Source organism: Variovorax atrisoli, assembly GCF_014195185.1.
In the GTDB taxonomy this organism is placed as follows: domain Bacteria; phylum Pseudomonadota; class Gammaproteobacteria; order Burkholderiales; family Burkholderiaceae_C; genus Variovorax; species Variovorax atrisoli.
On sequence record NZ_JACIBG010000003.1, the window covers coordinates 367,780 to 384,423 of the forward strand.

Annotated in this window: 10 protein-coding genes; 3 read left to right on the plus strand and 7 right to left on the minus strand. The window is 69.1% G+C overall.

Annotated features, from left to right (window positions below):
- Positions 1–72 precede the first annotated feature (72 nt).
- A complete protein-coding gene (locus FHY06_RS12905; RefSeq protein ID WP_184605382.1) occupies positions 73–1,500 on the minus strand; it encodes an FAD-binding oxidoreductase in 1,428 nt (475 codons plus the stop codon).
- A 23-nt stretch (positions 1,501–1,523) separates the two neighbouring features.
- Positions 1,524–2,840 carry an MFS transporter gene (locus FHY06_RS12910; RefSeq protein ID WP_126185511.1) on the minus strand — a complete coding sequence of 439 codons (1,317 nt, stop codon included), beginning with the start codon at positions 2,838–2,840 and terminating at the stop codon, positions 1,524–1,526.
- A gap of 360 nt (positions 2,841–3,200) precedes the next feature.
- Here FHY06_RS12910 and FHY06_RS12915 point away from each other — a divergent pair, with 360 nt between their 5' ends.
- Together FHY06_RS12915 and FHY06_RS12920 are read left to right on the plus strand one after the other, a co-directional pair.
- The gene (locus FHY06_RS12915; RefSeq protein ID WP_184605383.1) at positions 3,201–3,800 is read left to right on the plus strand and encodes a cytochrome P460 family protein; all 600 of its coding nucleotides are present in this window, start codon (positions 3,201–3,203) and stop codon (positions 3,798–3,800) included.
- 198 nt (positions 3,801–3,998) lie between these two features.
- Positions 3,999–4,382, plus strand: a complete 384-nt coding sequence (locus FHY06_RS12920) for a helicase SNF2 (RefSeq protein WP_184605384.1) — start codon at positions 3,999–4,001, stop codon at positions 4,380–4,382.
- A 137-nt stretch (positions 4,383–4,519) separates the two neighbouring features.
- On the opposite strand, the gene FHY06_RS12925 is transcribed toward FHY06_RS12920, so the two are convergent.
- The gene (locus FHY06_RS12925) at positions 4,520–7,381 is read right to left on the minus strand and encodes an ATP-binding protein (protein WP_184605385.1); all 2,862 of its coding nucleotides are present in this window, start codon (positions 7,379–7,381) and stop codon (positions 4,520–4,522) included.
- Between the two features lie 274 nt (positions 7,382–7,655).
- On the opposite strand from FHY06_RS12925, the gene FHY06_RS12930 reads away from it, so the two are divergent.
- Entirely contained in the window at positions 7,656–8,948 is a 1,293-nt protein-coding gene (locus FHY06_RS12930; RefSeq protein WP_184605386.1) for an epoxide hydrolase family protein, read from the plus strand.
- A 40-nt stretch (positions 8,949–8,988) separates the two neighbouring features.
- Here the strand turns inward: FHY06_RS12930 and FHY06_RS12935 are convergent, their stop codons facing one another.
- From FHY06_RS12935 to FHY06_RS12950, 4 genes are all read right to left on the minus strand, one after another.
- Entirely contained in the window at positions 8,989–10,077 is a 1,089-nt protein-coding gene (locus tag FHY06_RS12935) for an ATP-binding protein (protein WP_184605387.1), read from the minus strand.
- A 157-nt stretch (positions 10,078–10,234) separates the two neighbouring features.
- Positions 10,235–10,612 (minus strand): response regulator transcription factor, encoded by a 378-nt coding sequence (locus FHY06_RS12940; protein ID WP_184605388.1) that lies wholly within the window; start codon positions 10,610–10,612, stop codon positions 10,235–10,237.
- 135 nt (positions 10,613–10,747) lie between these two features.
- Entirely contained in the window at positions 10,748–11,395 is a 648-nt protein-coding gene (locus FHY06_RS12945) for a response regulator transcription factor (RefSeq protein WP_184605389.1), read from the minus strand.
- A gap of 41 nt (positions 11,396–11,436) precedes the next feature.
- A complete protein-coding gene (locus FHY06_RS12950; RefSeq protein WP_409327451.1) occupies positions 11,437–16,620 on the minus strand; it encodes a trifunctional serine/threonine-protein kinase/ATP-binding protein/sensor histidine kinase in 5,184 nt (1,727 codons plus the stop codon).
- Between the last annotated feature and the right edge of the window lie 24 nt (positions 16,621–16,644).

Genomic DNA, 16,644 nt, shown 5'->3' on the forward strand with positions numbered 1-16,644 from the left:
GAGGGACCTCCGGCCGTTCGCCGCGAGGCGCGGGCGAGGCCGGAAATTCTAGAGCGCACACCAGCCCGCTCTTCAGCCCTCGGCCGAGGCAACGACCTTTCCGGGGTTGAAGATGTCGTGCGGGTCCAGCGCCTTCTTCACAGCGCGCATCAGCGCCACGCCGTGCGCGCCATGCTCCTCGACCAGGTACTTCATCTTGTGCAGCCCCACGCCATGTTCGCCGGTCGACGTGCCCCCGTGACGCAGCGCGCGCTGCACCAGCCGGTGGCTGAAGGCCTCGGCCGCATCGTTCTCCTGCGCGCTGCCGGGGTCTACCAGCACGAGGCAATGGAAATTGCCGTCGCCGACGTGGCCCAGCACCGGCGCGAGCAGGCCGTGTTCGGCGATGTCGGCCTGCGTCTCCTCGATGCACTGCGCGAGCGCGGACAGCGGCACGCAGGCGTCGGTGCTCAGGCTGCGGCAGCCCGCCTTCAGCTGCAGGCAGGCGAAGTAGGCGTGATGGCGCGGGGTCCACAGGCGCGAGCGCTCCTCCGGCAGCCTTGCCCATTGGAGGTCGCCGCCGCCGTGGCCGCCTGCGATCTCTCGCACCACCGCCGCCTGCTCGTCGACCTGCCCCTGGCTGCCGCCGAACTCCAGGAACAGCGTCGGATGCTCGCCCAGCGCGGTGCGGCTGTGCGCATTCACCGCGCGGATGGTCAGCGCATCCAGCAGTTCGGCGCGCGCCAGCGGCACACCCATCTGGATCGACTCGATCACGCAGCCGACCGCCGCGCGCACCGATGGAAAGTGCACCACCGCCGCGGCGTATGTCTCCGGATGCGGATGCAGCCGCACCGTCGCTTCGGTGATCAGCCCCAGCGTGCCCTCGGAGCCGCAGTAGAGCTGCGTGAGGTTGTAGCCCGCCGAGCTCTTTCGCGCGCGCGAAGCGGTGCGCACGATCTCGCCGTCGGCCGTGATCACCGTCAGGCTCACGAGGTTGTCGCGCATGGTGCCGTAGCGGACGGTGTTGGTGCCGGAGGCGGCCGTCGCGACCATGCCGCCGATGGATGCATCCGCGCCCGGATCGACGGAGAAGAAGAAGCCGCAGCCCTGCAGCGCCGCGTTCAGCTGCCCGCGCGTGACGCCCGCCTCCACCGTGGCCGTGAGATCGCCGGGCCGGATCGCCAGCACCTTGTTCATCTGCGAGAAATCGACGCACACGCCGCCCTCGACGGCCAGCAGATGCCCTTCCACCGACGAGCCCACGCCGAAGCCGATGACGGGTACTCGCTCGCGCGCACAGGCACGCACCACGAAGGCCGCTTCCTCGGTGCTGCGCACGAACACCACCGCGTCGGGCGGCTGCGGCGGATAGGTCGATTCGTCGGTGCCGTGCTGCAGCAGCACCACCTTGCTGGTCGAAAAGCGTTCGGCGAACCTGCCCTGCAGCAGGGCGAGCAGTTCCGGCGACGGGGAGCGCCGAGTGTTCGAACGCACGGGAATGGTCACGACCGAGTCCATGGAAGCCTCCTCCTGAATGCAGCTCAGCGCTGCGATGGCGCGCGAGCCGGCCTGACGAACAGCACCAGCACCGCGCCGATCACCAGCAGCGCTGCCAGCATGTGCAGGCCCGCGTCGGTGCTCTGCGTCGCCTCCTTGATGAGCCCGATCAGGTACGGCGCGCTGAAGCCCGAGAGATTGCCGAACGAATTGATGAGCGCGATGCCGGCGGCCGCCGCCGCACCGCCGAGAAAGGCCGTGGGCAGGCCCCAGAAGACCGGAAAGGTCGACATGATCCCCATGGTGGCCAGCGTGAGCCCCGCCATCGCGAGCGTCACGTTGCCATGGGAGGCCACGCTGAGCACGAGCCCCGCCGCGCCCACGACGGCGCCGGTCGCGCTGTGCCAGCGGTACTCGAGCCGGCGGTCGGCGCTGCGGGCCATGAAGTACATCGCGACCACGCCGAAGGTCCACGGGATGGCGCTGAGCAGGCCGATGTCGAGCGCGCCCTTCACGCCCGCCGCCTTGATGATGCTGGGCAGCCAGAACGAGATGCCGTAGAGCCCCGAGGTGTAGGCGAAGTACACCAGCGCCAGCAGCCATACGCGGCCGTTGCCCAGCACGCTCAGGATGCGCGGTTCGGCCTTGCCCGCGTCCTCGGCGGCGATCTCGCGGGCGATGAGTTCGCGCTCGGCGAGCGTGAGCCAGCGCACGTCCTTCACGCGGTCGTCGAGGTAGCGCCAAACGATCAGGCCCAGCGCGACCGTCGGCAGGCCCTGCAGCAGGAACAGCCACTGCCAGCCGGCCCAGCCGTTGACGCCGCCCATGCCCTGCAGGATCCAGCCCGAGAACGGGCCGCCCAGGATGCCCGCGAACGGGATCGCCGCGAGGAACAGCGACGTGGCCTTGCCGCGCCGCGCGGCCGGGTACCAGTAGGTGAGGTACAGGATGATGCCGGGGAAGAAGCCCGCCTCGGCCGCGCCCAGCAGGAAGCGGATCACGTAGAACGACGTGGGCGAGCTCACGAACATCGTGCCCGCCGACAGCACGCCCCAGGTGATCATGATCCGCGCGATCCAGCGGCGCGCGCCCACGCGGTGCAGCACCACGTTGCTCGGCACCTCGAAGAGGAAGTAGCCGATGAAGAAGATGCCCGCCCCCAGCCCGTAGACCGCGTCGCTGAACTGCAGATCGCCCTGCATCTGCAGCTTGGCGAAGCCCACGTTCACGCGGTCGAGGTAGGCCACGATGTAGCAGAGGAAAAGCAGCGGGATCAGCCGCCATCCCACCTTGCGGTAGACGGCGTCGGAAGTGCTGTCGAAACGGCCCTCGTAGGGCTGCGCGATGGTGCCGGTGCTCATGGGTGCGTCGCTTTCCTTCGTCTGGTTCGACTGCAGGCGATGGTCGTGCGCACACCCGCTGCGCGGCTGCGGGTTTCCACTCAATATTCATATGGATTGAAGATCGGCGTATCTCGCAACGAGATGCGCGAGGCAGGTGCGCATGGCGAAGAAGGTGCGTGCCGCGCGGGAGATGCACCGGACCGATGCGTGCACGCCCAGGGGGTCACCGTAACGTAGTGCGTGGCCCGGCAGAGCACGATACATGCGCATACGCAAAGTGCGGCGGCGAGGTAAAGGCGGCAGACCATCGGTGCGCCCGGGGGCGCGGGCCCGCGCCCCGTCGGCATCCCCTTGTCCAACCAACCCGCCCATCCACCCATGAACAAACCCCACACGCATCAGCCTCCCGGCACTGGCGCGACGAAGGCATCGTCCCGTTCGCTCGAAGGTGCGCCGGCCAAGCTCGCCAGCTTCGGCCTCCTCGCGCTCGCTGGCGCCCTGGCCGCCTTCGCGGTCGCGCCCATCGCGGCCAAAGAGAGCCGCAGCGCCGCCGCAGGCCCTGACGCATCGCCGATCTACGGTGTCACCATTCCCAAGGGCTACCGACAGTGGCATCTGATCGCGCCCGCCATCGAGGCGGAGCCGCTGAACGAATTGCGCGCCGTGCTCGGCAACATCAAGGCGATCAAGGCCTACGACCAGGGCACGCTGCCCTTTCCCGACGGGACCGTGCTCGTCAAACTCGCGTGGAAGCACGTGCAGTCGCCGGAGTTCGCGCCGGCGTCCGTTCCGGGCGCGGCCACCACCGTGCAGGTAATGGTGAAGGACTCAAAGAAATACGCCGCCACCGGCGGCTGGGGCTTCGGCCGCTTCATCGACGGCAAGCCCGCGGACCTGGCACAGCACCAGACCTGCTTCGCCTGCCATCAGTCGCTGGTGAAGAACCACGACTACGTGTTCACGCGGCTGGCACCCTGACAGGTCGCAGCCGATGGTTCGCAGCTGCGATTTTGAAATTTAGTGTTGACGAACACCGCCCGGATACAGAGGCATACGCAATCCGATCACGCAGCGTCTCGGCGGCCGAACAATCTCTCCATCAGTTCGGAAAAGCACATGCGCTCCGACTGACAACTGGTCTTCCGAATCGTCATCACCTACCCGAAAGGATTCATCATGAAAGCTTCCGTCCTCCTCGCCGCCGCTGTCGTCTCTTCGTTGTTCGCCTTGAGCGCGAGCGCCGAGGAATACCAGGGCGTGCTGCAATTCCATTCCAGCGCGAGCCGAGCCGGCGTCAGGGCACAGGCCGTCGTTGCCTCCCACAGCACCGATCCGTATCGCGAGGGCGCTTCGGCAGACGTCGCTCCGGCGCTGCCGACGTTGGCCAAACGCTCCGACACGCGCGCCGAAGCCGTCGCGGCGGCCCGCGCCGGCAACATCTATGCCGATGGCGCCAACGCCGACTTGCCCCAGCCATTCACCAGTACGCTCGATCGCGCGACGGTGCGTGCGCAGGCACGCGCGACGGCGGCCCGCGGCGTGACCGAGGGAACGCTGTAAGCAGCCACCGATGCGCATCCGCTTCCATCGCTTCCGACGCCAGGAAATCCCATGATCGTTTTCCGGCGGCAGCCTGCCGCTCCCACCTCGTCGAGGAAGAGGGCGGCGTGGCCGCAGGCAGCGGCCCGCGCCCTGCCCTAATCCATCGACGCGCCGAGCAACCGTTCGGCTTCCTGCAGGTCCGAAGTCTCGAAGCCCTCGGTGTAGCGGACGAGCACGCCGGCCAGCAGGTCCTTGCCCTCCTGCCCGCGCCCGGCTTCTTCCCACAGGCGCGCCAGGTCTGTCGCCACGCGCAACTCCCATGAGCGGGCGCCCTGCTGCCTGCTGACAGTGAGCGCTTCGAGCAACGACTCCTCCGCGCCCGCGGCGTTCGGCGGCACCGCACCCGAGAGGGCTCGCGCCTTCACGCGAAGGAGCTCCGGCAGGTTGTAGAGGTCACCCTTGGCGTGCACCAGCGCGAGCGTGTCGTTCATCAGCTCCAGCGCTTCAGCGTTTCTGCCGATGGCGTTCAGGCCTTCGGCGAGCGTGATGTTGAACGACGTGGTCAGCAGCTCGTAGCGTGACGCACGCAGCTCGACCAGCGAATCCTGGATGGCCCGCACGCCGCGTGCGGCGTCGCCGCGCTTGATGGCGAGCTCACCCTTCACACCGCGACCCACCGCGAGGTACGGCGTCAGCGAGTGCGACTCCGCGTAGGCGATGAAACGGTCGATGTCCTGCTCGGCGCGCGCGAGGTCGCCCACCCACATGTAGACCGACACGGCCCATATCAGAGCGATGCACAGCGTCACAGGGTGGTTCAGGTGCCGGGCCTCCTCGACCGCGCGCTGGGCGACGACCACGGCCTGCGAAGGCTGCCCCTGCAGCCACAGGGTCCTGGCCAGCGCGATGCATGCGCGGTTGTGGAAATCGAAGCCGGCGTGGATGCTGCTGCGTTGCCGCGACACGGAAGCGCCAGCGATCGCCGCCTCCAGGAAGTGCCGCGCGCGGGACTGGTCTCCCACCAAGTGATGGCAAAGGCCCACCAGCGAATTGGCGGTCGCCTGCGCCGTCGCATCGTCGATGGAGGCAGCCACGGCGGCGCAGCGCCGGGCATGGCTGAGCGACTCGACGAAGTCGCCGATGCGCTCGTGGAAGATCTGCAGCCGACCCAGCAGCTCGACCTGGCTGTGCGAGTCGCCGAGCGCCTGCGCCACCTGGAGGCTGCGTTCGAGCGCGTACCGGACCTCGTCGCTGTGACCGCGGGTGAACATCTGGGAGAGGCCGACGGCCGCCTGCAGGTGCATCTCGGCGGCGCTGCCGAGCGAGGCCGTGCCCAGTTCGGCAAGCGCGCGCTTCGACCAGTCGTGGCACTCGGCAAGCAGGGACATCGCCATGAACGCCGGCAACGCCGCCAGCACGAGGGAAACACCGAGCTCGCGGGAATCGGCGCGATCGAAGCACCAGGCGAGTGCGGCCCTCACGTTGCCAAGGTCCGCGAGATCCGACGCGCGCGCCGTGTCGCGCGAGAAGGCGTCGTCCTGCTCGGCCATCTGCTCCAGCCGCTTGAGGAAGTAGATCGCATGGCGCCGCGCCGCCGAATCGGCCAGGTCCGCGCCAGCCTTTGAATGCGCGTACGCGCGGGTGCTCTCCAGCAGCCTGTACTGCGTCGAGGCACCGGAGCGCCGGATGGAAAGCAGCGACTTCTCCGCCAGGCTTGCGACGGCATCGACCACCTGGGCCTGTTTCAGCCCCCCGTCCGTGGCCACTTCGCGCGCAGCTTCCAGCGAGAAATGGCCCACGAAGACCGACAGCCGGCAGAGCACCAGGCGCTCCGGCATGTCGAGCAGTTCGTAGCTCCAGTCCAGCGTGGCCTGCAGGGTCTGGTGCCTAGGCTGCGCGGTGCGCTGTCCCAGCCACGAGAGCGCCAGACGCTCGTCGAGCAAGGTGGCGGTCTGATGGAGTCCGTAGGCGGCGACGCGGCGGGCCGCGAGTTCGATGGCAAGCGCCACGCCATCGAGCTTCCGGCAGATGCTCGCGATGACGGGCGCATCGTCGTCGTTCAGCTCGGGCATCGCGCCGCTGGCGCCGGCCCGGTCGACGAACAGGCGCGTGGCGGGATACATCAGGATGTCGCGCGCGATCAGGCCGGGCTGGTCGGGTGGGTTGTCCAGCGGATCGAGCAAATGGATGTGCTCGCCCTGCACGCGCAGCGCCTCCCGGCTCGTGGCGAGGATGTGGATGCGCGGCGCCGCCTGGAAGATGCGCTCCGCCAGCGCGGCGGCTGCCGCGATCACGTGCTCGCAGTTGTCCAGTATCAGCAGCATCCGCCTCTCCCGCAGGTAGGCGATCAGGCTGGGCACAGGATCGGCGGAGCGCACCGACAGCCCCAGCATCGATGCGATGGCGCTCGGTACCAGGCCGGGGTCCAGCAGCATGGAAAGATCCACGAACACCACGGCCCCGTTGAACTCGACGAGCATGTCCTGCCCGGTGCGCACCGCGAGGCTCGTCTTGCCTACGCCGCCCGAACCCACGATGGTGACGAACCTCGTCCTGGCCAGCTGGGCAGGGATCGCGGCCAGGTCCTTCGCGCGGCCGAGCAGTTCCACCGGCTGCGCGGGAAGACCTGGCTCGACAGGGCCTGCCTCGGGCTCAGGCTGGGCGTAGGGGGTGGCGGCCGCCGGAACGATGCGAGCGACGAAGCAATAGCCGCGGCCGACAACGTTCGACAGGTAGCGTGCGCCGTCCTGCCCGTCGCCCAGTGCCTGCCGCAGCATCGCGATCTGGTAGCGCAGGCTTCCGTCGGAGACGACCATTCCGGGCCAGGCCAGCGCCATGAGTTCCCGCTTGCTAACGATCGTGTTGGCCCTCGCGACAAGGGCGATCAGAACATCCATCGCACGCCCGCCGAGATCCACCGGCGCCCCCTCGCGCTCGAGGAGCCGCTGCGCAACGCGCAGGGTGAACGGCCCGAAGGAGATGGAGCCAGCGGTCTTGAAGGAGGTGTCGTCGCTCATGGAGATGGGAACTGCGGGGTGCCGCGCGGGTGGCGCGATGCCGGGCCAAACGCAGTCGATCCTATCGGCCCAGCGAACCCGCCGTCCGCCTCGGCAGCGCGGGCGGACGGAGCATAACCGAGGGCAGAGGCACGCACCGCACCGGTCGATTTGTATGGCTGTGTGTCGACTCGCACCCGAGGTACCTGCGCATGCGATTCGACCGTTTCCTCACACACGCGGGATACACGCGCCCACTTCAATGGAGACGTTCCAACTTCACAGAGATGCCTGCATGAGCACCCTCCATCCATCCCTTTCGCGCCGCCACCTCCTGGCCACGTCTATCGCCCTCGGCGCGACGTCGGCGGCTTCCGGCGCCTTCGGCATGCTGCGGCCGTCCGGGCCCTCCGGTCCCGACGACACCTCGGTGCGTCCGTTCCGCATCAACGTCGACCGCGAAGCTCTCGCGGACCTGCGCCGGCGGCTCAGCGCCACCCGATGGCCGAGCGTCGAGACCGTCGCCGACGACTCGCAGGGCGTGCGGCTCGCCACGCTGCGCTCGCTCGTGCGCCACTGGTCCACCGACTACGACTGGCGCAAGGGCGAGGCCCGGCTCAACGCCGTTCCGCAGTTCGTGACCACCATCGACGGCCTCGACATCCAGTTCGCGCACATCCGCTCGCGCCACGCCGATGCGATGCCGCTGATCATGACCCACGGCTGGCCCGGCTCGATCTTCGAACTGCTCAAGGTCGTGGGCCCGCTGACCGACCCCACTGCCCACGGCGGCCATGCGCAGGATGCGTTCCACCTCGTGCTGCCCTCGCTGCCCGGCTTCGGCTTCTCAGGCCAGCCCCAGGCCACCGGCTGGGACTCCAACCACATCGCGCGCGCCTGGGGCGTGCTGATGGCGCGCCTGGGCTACAAGCAGTTCGTCTCGCAGGGCGGCGACTGCGGCTCGGTCATCTCGCACCGCATGGCGATGCAGAAAGTGCCAGGCCTGATGGCGATCCACGTCAACATGCCGGGCACCGTGCCCGCCGAGATCGCATCGATCCTCGCCGCGGGCGGCCCCGCGCCCGCCGGACTGTCTCCCAAGGAGCGCGCGGCCTTCGACAAGCTGGACGCCTTCTACAGGAACAGCTCGGGCTATTCCGCGATGATGGTCACGCGTCCGCAGACGCTGGGCTACGCGCTGGCTGACTCGCCCGTGGGCCAGGCCGCCTGGATCTACGACAAGTTCGCCACCTGGACCTATTCGGGCGGCGTACCCGAGCGGGTGCTGCCGCGCGACGAGATGCTCGACGACATCTCGCTGTACTGGCTGACCAACAGTGCGACCTCTGCCGCGCAGATCTACTGGGAAGACCATTCGAACAACTTCAACGCCGTCGACATTTCGCTGCCGGCCGCCGTGACGGTGTTTCCCGGCGAGATCTACCAGGCGCCGCGCACCTGGGCCGACCGTGCCTACCACGACCTGGTCTACTGGAACGAGGTCGGCACCGGCGGTCATTTCGCCGCATGGGAACAGCCTGCGCTGTTCAGCCAGGAAGTGCGCGCGGCGTTCAGGTCGCTGCGCTGACCAGGGAAGCAGCAACCCCGGCGGCCCGTCCGGGGTTGCGTCATGCGACCACGAGCGGCAGCGTGAGTCGTGCCTCGAGCCCCCCGCTGCGACGGTTCTGCAGTTGCAGCTCGCCCTGCATCGAGCGGGCCAGGCGCCTGGCGATCGCTAGGCCAAGGCCCGAGCCAACCTTGCCTTCGGCATCGCCCTGCTGCGCCCTCACCCATGGCGCGAAGACCGCCTCCATCTGCGCCGGCCGGATGCCCGGCCCCGAGTCCACCACGGCCAGCACCAGACTCGTCGCATCGACGCGGGCGCTGACCCTCACGTCGCTGCCGTAGCGCAGCGCGTTGTCGATCAGGTTGGCGAGCACGCGGCGCAGCGCGAGGGGACAGGCCATCACCGGCTGCCCGATGCGGCCGTCGACGGCGATCGCCCTGCCTGCCTCGCGATAGTCGCGCATCAGGCTGCCGAGCAGGCCGTCGGCATCGACGCGCTGCAGCGGCTCGGCCACGCTGCGCTGCAGCCGCGCGCTGGCCACACTGGCCTCGACCAGTTCGCGCATCTGGGCGAGATCACGCTCCATGGCTTCGCGCAGCGAGGCGTCTTCCAGCATCTCGCAGCGCAGCCCCATGCGGGTCAGCGGCGTGCGCAGGTCGTGCGCATAGGCGGCCTGCACATCCAGGTGCGCTACGTCGCGCTCGGCCTGGCGGCGGCGAACGTTGTTGATCGCGCGGGCCAGCCGTACGATGGCGCGCGGGCCGCTTTCGGCGAGTTCGGGCATGCCGGCACCGTGCTGCTCCAGTGTGCGAGCCAGGCGCGCCGCGCCCGCGCGGTGGTCCATCGCCTCCAGCCAGAGGACGACGGCGAGCAGCATGAGGCCGACGAGCACCGACACGCACAGCACCCACCGCAGGCTGTCGTCGAGCGGACACGCCAGCGGCGACAGCGTCGCGGCATGGACGTTCTGCCCGAGCGTAGCCACCGCGAGAGCGCGCGCCGCGGTCAAGGCCAGGCCGTGCGAACGGCGGTCAGGCTGGGTGGATTTGGAAGGGGCGCCGGCGAACGCCACGGATGCGCGCGCCCGGTGGAAGGAGCCGAAGTAGGAACAGATGAAGGAACTGATGGATGCGCGGGACTTCTTCGTCATTGGTTTTCTCCTGCTGCCGGCGCACGGGCCGGCGTGGGAGGGATGACATCACGCGAGGGGGAGCACTGACCATTGCATCAGCGTTTGCCGCACCCCTACGAAGGTTTGCCCTCTTCATGCACGAGGGTGGCGCGCGGCCGGCGCTCCTTCCCGGGTCTCAGGCCCGACCCAGCGCGCGGCCGATCCAGGTCTCAAGTTCGGCGGCATCGATGGGTTTCTCGATCAGGCAGAGTGCCGGGCTGGCCTGCACGCGCTCCCGCGTGCGGGCGGTGGCCAAGGCGCTGATGAAGATGACGGGCAGGCGCAGTCCTTCGCGCTCGAGGCACTCGACCAGTGCGATGCCGTCCATGGCCGGCATGTGAATGTCGCAGACGAGGCAGCGCGTACGCGCCGGAACGTCGGAGGCAAGGAAGTCGATGGCCGACTCGAACGCGCGGGCCTCCCATCCGAACGAGCGCACCAGACTGCTGGTCGCGGCGCGCACGAAGGGATCGTCGTCGACGATGGAAACGAGTTCGATGGCTGAAAAGGACAAGGACGAGGACAAGGGGAAAGCCCGCTCTCTACCCCGGGGTTTTCCGGTGAAGGCACAGGAACATTCCCGCCCCTGCCCAAAGTTGCAGGATACCGGCGTCTGCGCGCGGCGCCATCATCCATAGGTATGGCCCCCTCAGCTAGCGCCCTCCACCACACCCAGCGCCTCCATCTTGCGCACCAGCTCGGCGACCGAGCGCGCGTTCATCTTGCGCATCGCCTGGCCGCGGTGGATCTTGGCCGTGATCTCGGCAATGCCCATGCGATCAGCGATCTGCTTGTTCATCAGGCCGCCGGCCACGTGCTGCACCACCTCGCACTCTCGCGGCGTGAGCGATTCCCAGCAGGCACGCGCAGCCTCGAGCAACCGCCCGCTCTCGAGGCGTCGCGCATCGCGCTCCAACGCGGCAATGACTGCATCGATCATGTCCTGGTCGCGGAATGGCTTCGCCAGGAAGTCTACGGCCCCGGCCTTCATCGCCTTGACGGTCATGGCGATGTCGCCGTGGCCGGTCATGAACACGATCGGCAGGTGAGCCTCGCCGCGCTCCAGCAGGGCCTGCTGGAAGGCAAGGCCGCTCTGGCCGCGCAGGCGTACGTCGAGCACCAGGCAGGAGGGCACGCCGGAGCGCGGGGCGGCAAGGAACTCCTCCGTCGTGGCGAAGGCGTGCACCGCCAGGTCGATGGAGCGTAGCAGGCTGCACAGCGCATCTCGCACGAGCTCGTCGTCGTCGACGATGAACACGCAGCGAAGAGGTGCCGGAGGCGAATCGGAAGGACGCATGAAACGAAGGGTTGGTGAGGGCATCGGAGTCGCCTGCACTTTCATCGATGGCCAGAGGCCGGCCGCGGCAGACTGAAGACGGCGCGCATTCCCGAAAGCTCGCACGGCAGCAGTTCGAGCGTTCCGCCGTGAGCATCGAGGATCGACTTGCAGATCGCCAGTCCCATGCCCATGCCGTTGGGCTTGGTGGTGAAAAGAGGCTTGAGCAGGTGCTGCGCCGCATCGGGGCCTATGCCGGGGCCCGCGTCTTCCACCACGATGCGCACATGGTCGTCGTCGTGCACGCAGGCCATCGACAGCGGGCGCGGGCCAGGCGGGAGGGAAGTCATCGACTCGGCGCCGTTCATCAACAGGTTGACCGCCACCTGCTGCAGCTGCACGCGGTCGCCGTGCACGGCCAGGGGTGTTTCCAGGCCCTTCGTCTCCAGAGTGACACCCATGGTGTCGAGCGCCCCCACGACCAGCGTCGCCGCCTCGCGCAGCGCCTCGCCCAGGTCGAATGCGGCGAACTGCGGTTCCGCGTTGCGTGCCTTGGCGCGAAGGCCTTGGATGATGGTGCGAGCACGCAGCGCACTCCTGCTGATATGCGTGAGCATCTCGCGCGCCTCGCCGATGTCGGGCGGGCTGCGGTCGAGCCAGCGCAGCGCCGCGCTGGCCGAGGTATCGACCGCGGCGATCGGCTGGCCGACCTCGTGCACGATGGAAGCCACCAGTTCGCCCATCGCCTTCAGGCGAGTCGCGCGCTCCAGTTCGGCGAGCGTGCTGCGCAATTGCTCCTCCGCCTGGGCGCGCTGTCGGTTCTGGTCGACCAGTTCCTCGTACAACCGCGCGTTCTCCAGCGCGAAGGCGGCCTGCGAGGCGATCACCTCCAGTACTTCGGCCTTGGCGGGCGTGAACACATGAGAGGCCAGGTTGTTCTCCAGGTAGAGCACGCCGACGAGCATTGCCTGGCGCATCAGCGGCACGCACAGGATCGATCGCGGCCGCCGGCGGCGGATGTAATCGTCCTGCGCGAGCGACGCGCTCTCGCGCGCATCGTCCACCACGACGTGCTGCTGGCTGCGCGCGACCGCCTGGACGACGGAAACCGGCAACGTCCCGGCATCGAAGGCCATGCCCTCCTGCGTGATCACGACGGCACCGTCGAGCACTCGCGCCTGGGCGCGCACCTGCCACGCCTCCAGTCGGAACAGCGCCAGCGTGCCAGACTCGGCGCCGGCATTCTCAAGGGCGGTGCGAAGCAGCGTCTCGACCAGGCGGACCGGCACGATCTCGCCGGCGAGCGCTGTCGAGATGCGCAGGACGGCCTGTGCGTCGAGCCCCTGCATCCGGCGCGTATTCGGCACCGTGTCCTCGATTTCGAAGAGTCCCGGGTGCGAGGCCTGCAGCCGGCGCACCTTGGCAGTGGCACCCCAGCGCTGCCACGCGCCGCGTGCGTGGCGCAGGTTGCCGTGCGCTGACAGGTCGTCGCCACGTCCGGCATGGAAGGCCGCGGCAAGCTCTGCCGCCAGGGCCTCGACCTGCGTGAAGCCGTGGCGCCGTGCATGCGACACCGCCCGCGCATAGGCCTCCACCGCCGCGAGCGGATCGCCGTCGATGCGGTACATCTCCGCGCGCACCAGCTGGAAGCGCGCCAGGAAGTTCGTTGGGCAGGCCTGGCTCCAGGCCTGCAGTTGCTCCATGTCGCGCTGCAGCGCCGCCCGCTGCGAGGCATCGCGCGCGGGAAGCGCCAGCAAGGCCAGCGCGCCGTAGAACGGCAGGTCACCGCTCTCGGCGAAGGTACGTCCCGAGGCAGCGCATGCCTCGGCCCGATGGCGGGCCTCTATCGCCTCGGCCAGCCTGCCGCCGAACAGTGCCGCCTGCAGCCTGTACACCCAGTAGGCGAAATCCACGAGCGTGGCGGGCCGCCCTTCCCTCGGCGGGCTCGGCTGTGCATCGCAGTCGCTGACGGTGCCGTCCTGCAGTTGCGCCAGCAGCAGCTTCTGGGCCAGCAGAGCCTCGATCACTAGCTGGAAATTCGCGTCACGCGCAACGGCCAGCCCGCGCTCGACCGTGTCCCGGACGTCGCCAAGGTACTCCCCGGCGAAGAGCATTCCTGTCGCCTGGTTTCGTCCACAGTAGATCGCGAAGGTGTGGTCGCCGCTCGCCACAGCCACGTCGTAGGCGCGCCGGATGTAGTCGCGCGCGGCGCGTGCCGGCTGCGTCCACGGGACCACCATGGTGCCGAAGGTCATGTAGACCCGGCCACGGTACAGCGCGAGGCCGCGCTCGTCGACCAGGTGCAGCGCGAGCGCGCCAAACTCCCGCGCGGCGGCGTAGTTGCCGTAGCGCACGCCGAAGACCTGCGTCATGCAGGCATAGCCGTCCGCCGACGCGTCGGAATGGCCCTGCGCAATGTTGAGGCCGACCATGCGCAGCAGGATCAGGTCGACCAGGTTCTGGTCGGTGTACAGCGCTGGCGGAATGAGGTCCGCGAAGATGTCGGTGATCGCCCGGCGCAGCGGGTCTGCCACGATGGGCAGCTGGCGCAGCGCCCCGATGCCGTGCCGGTCGATCCATTCCTGCAGCGCCGCATGCTCCCGATCGACCGCCGCGGCATCGGGCCGCCTCGGCATGACGATGCCGGACTTGCGCAGGAAGGCCAGCCCCACGTCGAGTGCCCGGTCGAAGTTGCCGAGCGTGGTGTACAGCGCCGCACGCAGGCGCGCGAGATCGGCCCCGAAGATGCCGTCCCCCGCGACCTCCTCCAGTGCCGACAGGCGGCTCTCCGCGGCCTCCAGCGCCCCGGTCATGAACTCGGCCTCACCGCAGAGAGCGCGCGCGTGCAGGCCGTCTTCGCTGGTGTCGGCTTCGCCCAGGAAGGCGAGCGCGACGCGGAAGAAGCCGAGCGCCGAATGGTGTGCGGCCGCGGCCTTTGCCTGCCGGCCGGCCTGCAGATTCAGCCGCGCGAAGTCGCGTCGCTCCCGTGGTACCTCAACGGCCGGGTGTGCGAGGCCGGCCTGCGCGGCGAGCGAGAAAATCCGCGCGGGATCGGACGCAAGCCGGAGTTGGCGGCGCACGATCTGCAGATGCATGCGCGGCCGCTCCCCGTGCGGGATCGATGCGTAGGCAGCCTCGCGGATGCGGTCATGCCAGAAGACCCAGTCATCGCCCTCGCGCTGGATGCTGCCTGCTTCGCGCGCATTGTCGAGCGCGGCGTGCAGGCGGGAGGCTGCATCGGTGCCGGGCTGCACGTCCATCGCGAGCGCAAGCTCCTCGTGCGGGGTGCGGTGGCCTAGGCATGCCATCAGGCGCAGTACCGCCTGCGTCGCCGAGGGCAGTTGCTCGAAGCGGTGCGCCATCAGGTCGCCGACGGTGTCGGCGCCGGGGTGGGACGCGAGCTGTTCCAGGCTCCAGCGCCACGAGGCGGTCTCCGCGTCGTAGGCAAGCAGGCCGTCGTCGGCCAGCAGATGGAGCAGGTGCCGGGCGAAGAGCGGATTCCGCTCGGTCTTCCGGCCGATGAGCTCGGCCAGTTCGCCAACGCCGCTCGCATCCTGCTGCAGCGTGAGCGCGATCATCTCGCGCAGGGCGCCCTCGTCCAGCGGACCGAGCTCGATGCGCACGGCCCGAGGCACTTCCGCGAGCCGGCCCGCGCGCAGCGGATGGGTCACGTCCACCTCGTTGTCGCGAAAGGTTCCGACGAGCAGCAGCGCTGCATCGTCATGCTGATGCAGCAGGCGCTCAAGCACCTGCAGGGTCTCGACGTCGGCCCATTGCAGGTCGTCGAGCAGCATCACGAGCGGACGCGTGGGCGCGGCGAAACAGGCGATCAGCCGCGCCATGCCCTGCAGCACGCGCTCGCGTTCGAGCGCGGGGGCCGCATCCGGGGAGGCGGGAACTGGCTGCCCCGATGGCGCGCCGAGGATGACGCCGAGCGCCGGCATCAAGCCCGCCAGGGTCCGCTCCACCGGCCTCGCGGCGGCGGCGATGCGATTGCGCCAGGCCGCGAACTCCTCGTTCGCACAGCCGATCACGTTCTGCAGCAGCGGATCGAGCACCTCCACCAGCAGCGCATACGGCTTGCCGCGGCGCCCTTGCTCGCTCTTGGCCGCAGCCAGCAGCGGCGCGCCAGAGCGCTGCATGCGCGCCACCACCTCGCGCAGGAGCGTCGATTTGCCGATGCCCGACGGGCCCGAGATCCAGGCCGCCGCCGAACCGGCGCTGTCCGCAACCTTGCGGTAGAGCGCCAGCAGCGCCTGCAGTTCGGCGTCGCGCCCCAGCACGAGGCCGGTGCCGCCGGGCTTGCGCAGGGCCGAATGGGCATCGAGCGAAAACCGGGGAATGCGCCCGTGCTGGCACAGCAGGGTCTCGCAGCGCCGCAGGTCGGCCAGCACTCCGGCAGCGTCCGCATACCGGTGCTCCGGTGCCTTCTCGAGCAGCTTCATGACCAGCAGCGAGAGTTGCTCCGGAAGCCCCGGCACCAATTCCACGGGTGCGCGCGCGAGCCGGGTCGCATGCGCGTGCACGCGCGCGGCGGCATCGGCGCCCTCGAAGGGAAGTCTGCCGGTCATCAGCTCGTAGAAGATGCAGCCGAGCGCGTAAAGGTCGGCCCGTGCATCCACGCGCAGGTTCATGCGCGCGCCGAGTTCCGGCGCCATGTAGTTGAAGCTGTCCTCGTCCCAGGAGAGCTGGTCGTCGCCCGCGGACTTGTCCTCGTCCTCGACCGTGACGGCCTGGCCGAATCCGGTGAGGCAAACCCGGCCGTCTTCGCCGAGCAGCATGCGACCGGGCGTGAGCGCGCGATGCTGCACGCCGGCCGCATGCATCGCGCCCACGGCGGCGGTGAGGCGCAGCGCGATCGCAACGAAGGTGTGTGCGTCGGTACACGGCGCCGCACCGCGCAGAAGCGGCTCGCCGCCGGAGTCCTTCAGGATCAGCAGGAAGCTCTCTCCATGAGGCACCAGCGCGATCGGCACCGCGGCCCACTCGTCGCGAAGCACGTGGCGCAACGAGTACTCCCGCTGAAGCAGCGCGGCAATGGCCGGCGTGCTCTGGCCGCGCCCGGCCACGAGCGAAGAGGCTGTGCCATGCGCGCGTGCGCGTTCCAGGCGCGGCGTGCCCGCGCCCAGTTCGCGAAAGTCGCGGTATCGCACCGACGATGCCCCGTGCTGCGCGACGACGGGAGCATCTGGCAAGACCGCCTCTGGCTCTTCTTGTCCGGCGAGTTCCTGGTGTTGCATGGGCATGGATGTGGGCCTCTTGCGGCCGGC

Coding starts and splice junctions, on each gene's coding strand:
- FHY06_RS12925 (WP_184605385.1), bottom strand. CDS start 7,381: ATGAGCGACGACACCTCCTTCAAGACCGCTGGCTCCATCTCCTTCGGG.
- FHY06_RS12915 (WP_184605383.1), top strand. CDS start 3,201: ATGAACAAACCCCACACGCATCAGCCTCCCGGCACTGGCGCGACGAAG.
- FHY06_RS12910 (WP_126185511.1), bottom strand. CDS start 2,840: ATGAGCACCGGCACCATCGCGCAGCCCTACGAGGGCCGTTTCGACAGC.
- FHY06_RS12905 (WP_184605382.1), bottom strand. CDS start 1,500: ATGGACTCGGTCGTGACCATTCCCGTGCGTTCGAACACTCGGCGCTCC.
- FHY06_RS12930 (WP_184605386.1), top strand. CDS start 7,656: ATGAGCACCCTCCATCCATCCCTTTCGCGCCGCCACCTCCTGGCCACG.
- FHY06_RS12950 (WP_409327451.1), bottom strand. CDS start 16,620: ATGCCCATGCAACACCAGGAACTCGCCGGACAAGAAGAGCCAGAGGCG.
- FHY06_RS12920 (WP_184605384.1), top strand. CDS start 3,999: ATGAAAGCTTCCGTCCTCCTCGCCGCCGCTGTCGTCTCTTCGTTGTTC.
- FHY06_RS12935 (WP_184605387.1), bottom strand. CDS start 10,077: ATGACGAAGAAGTCCCGCGCATCCATCAGTTCCTTCATCTGTTCCTAC.
- FHY06_RS12945 (WP_184605389.1), bottom strand. CDS start 11,395: ATGCGTCCTTCCGATTCGCCTCCGGCACCTCTTCGCTGCGTGTTCATC.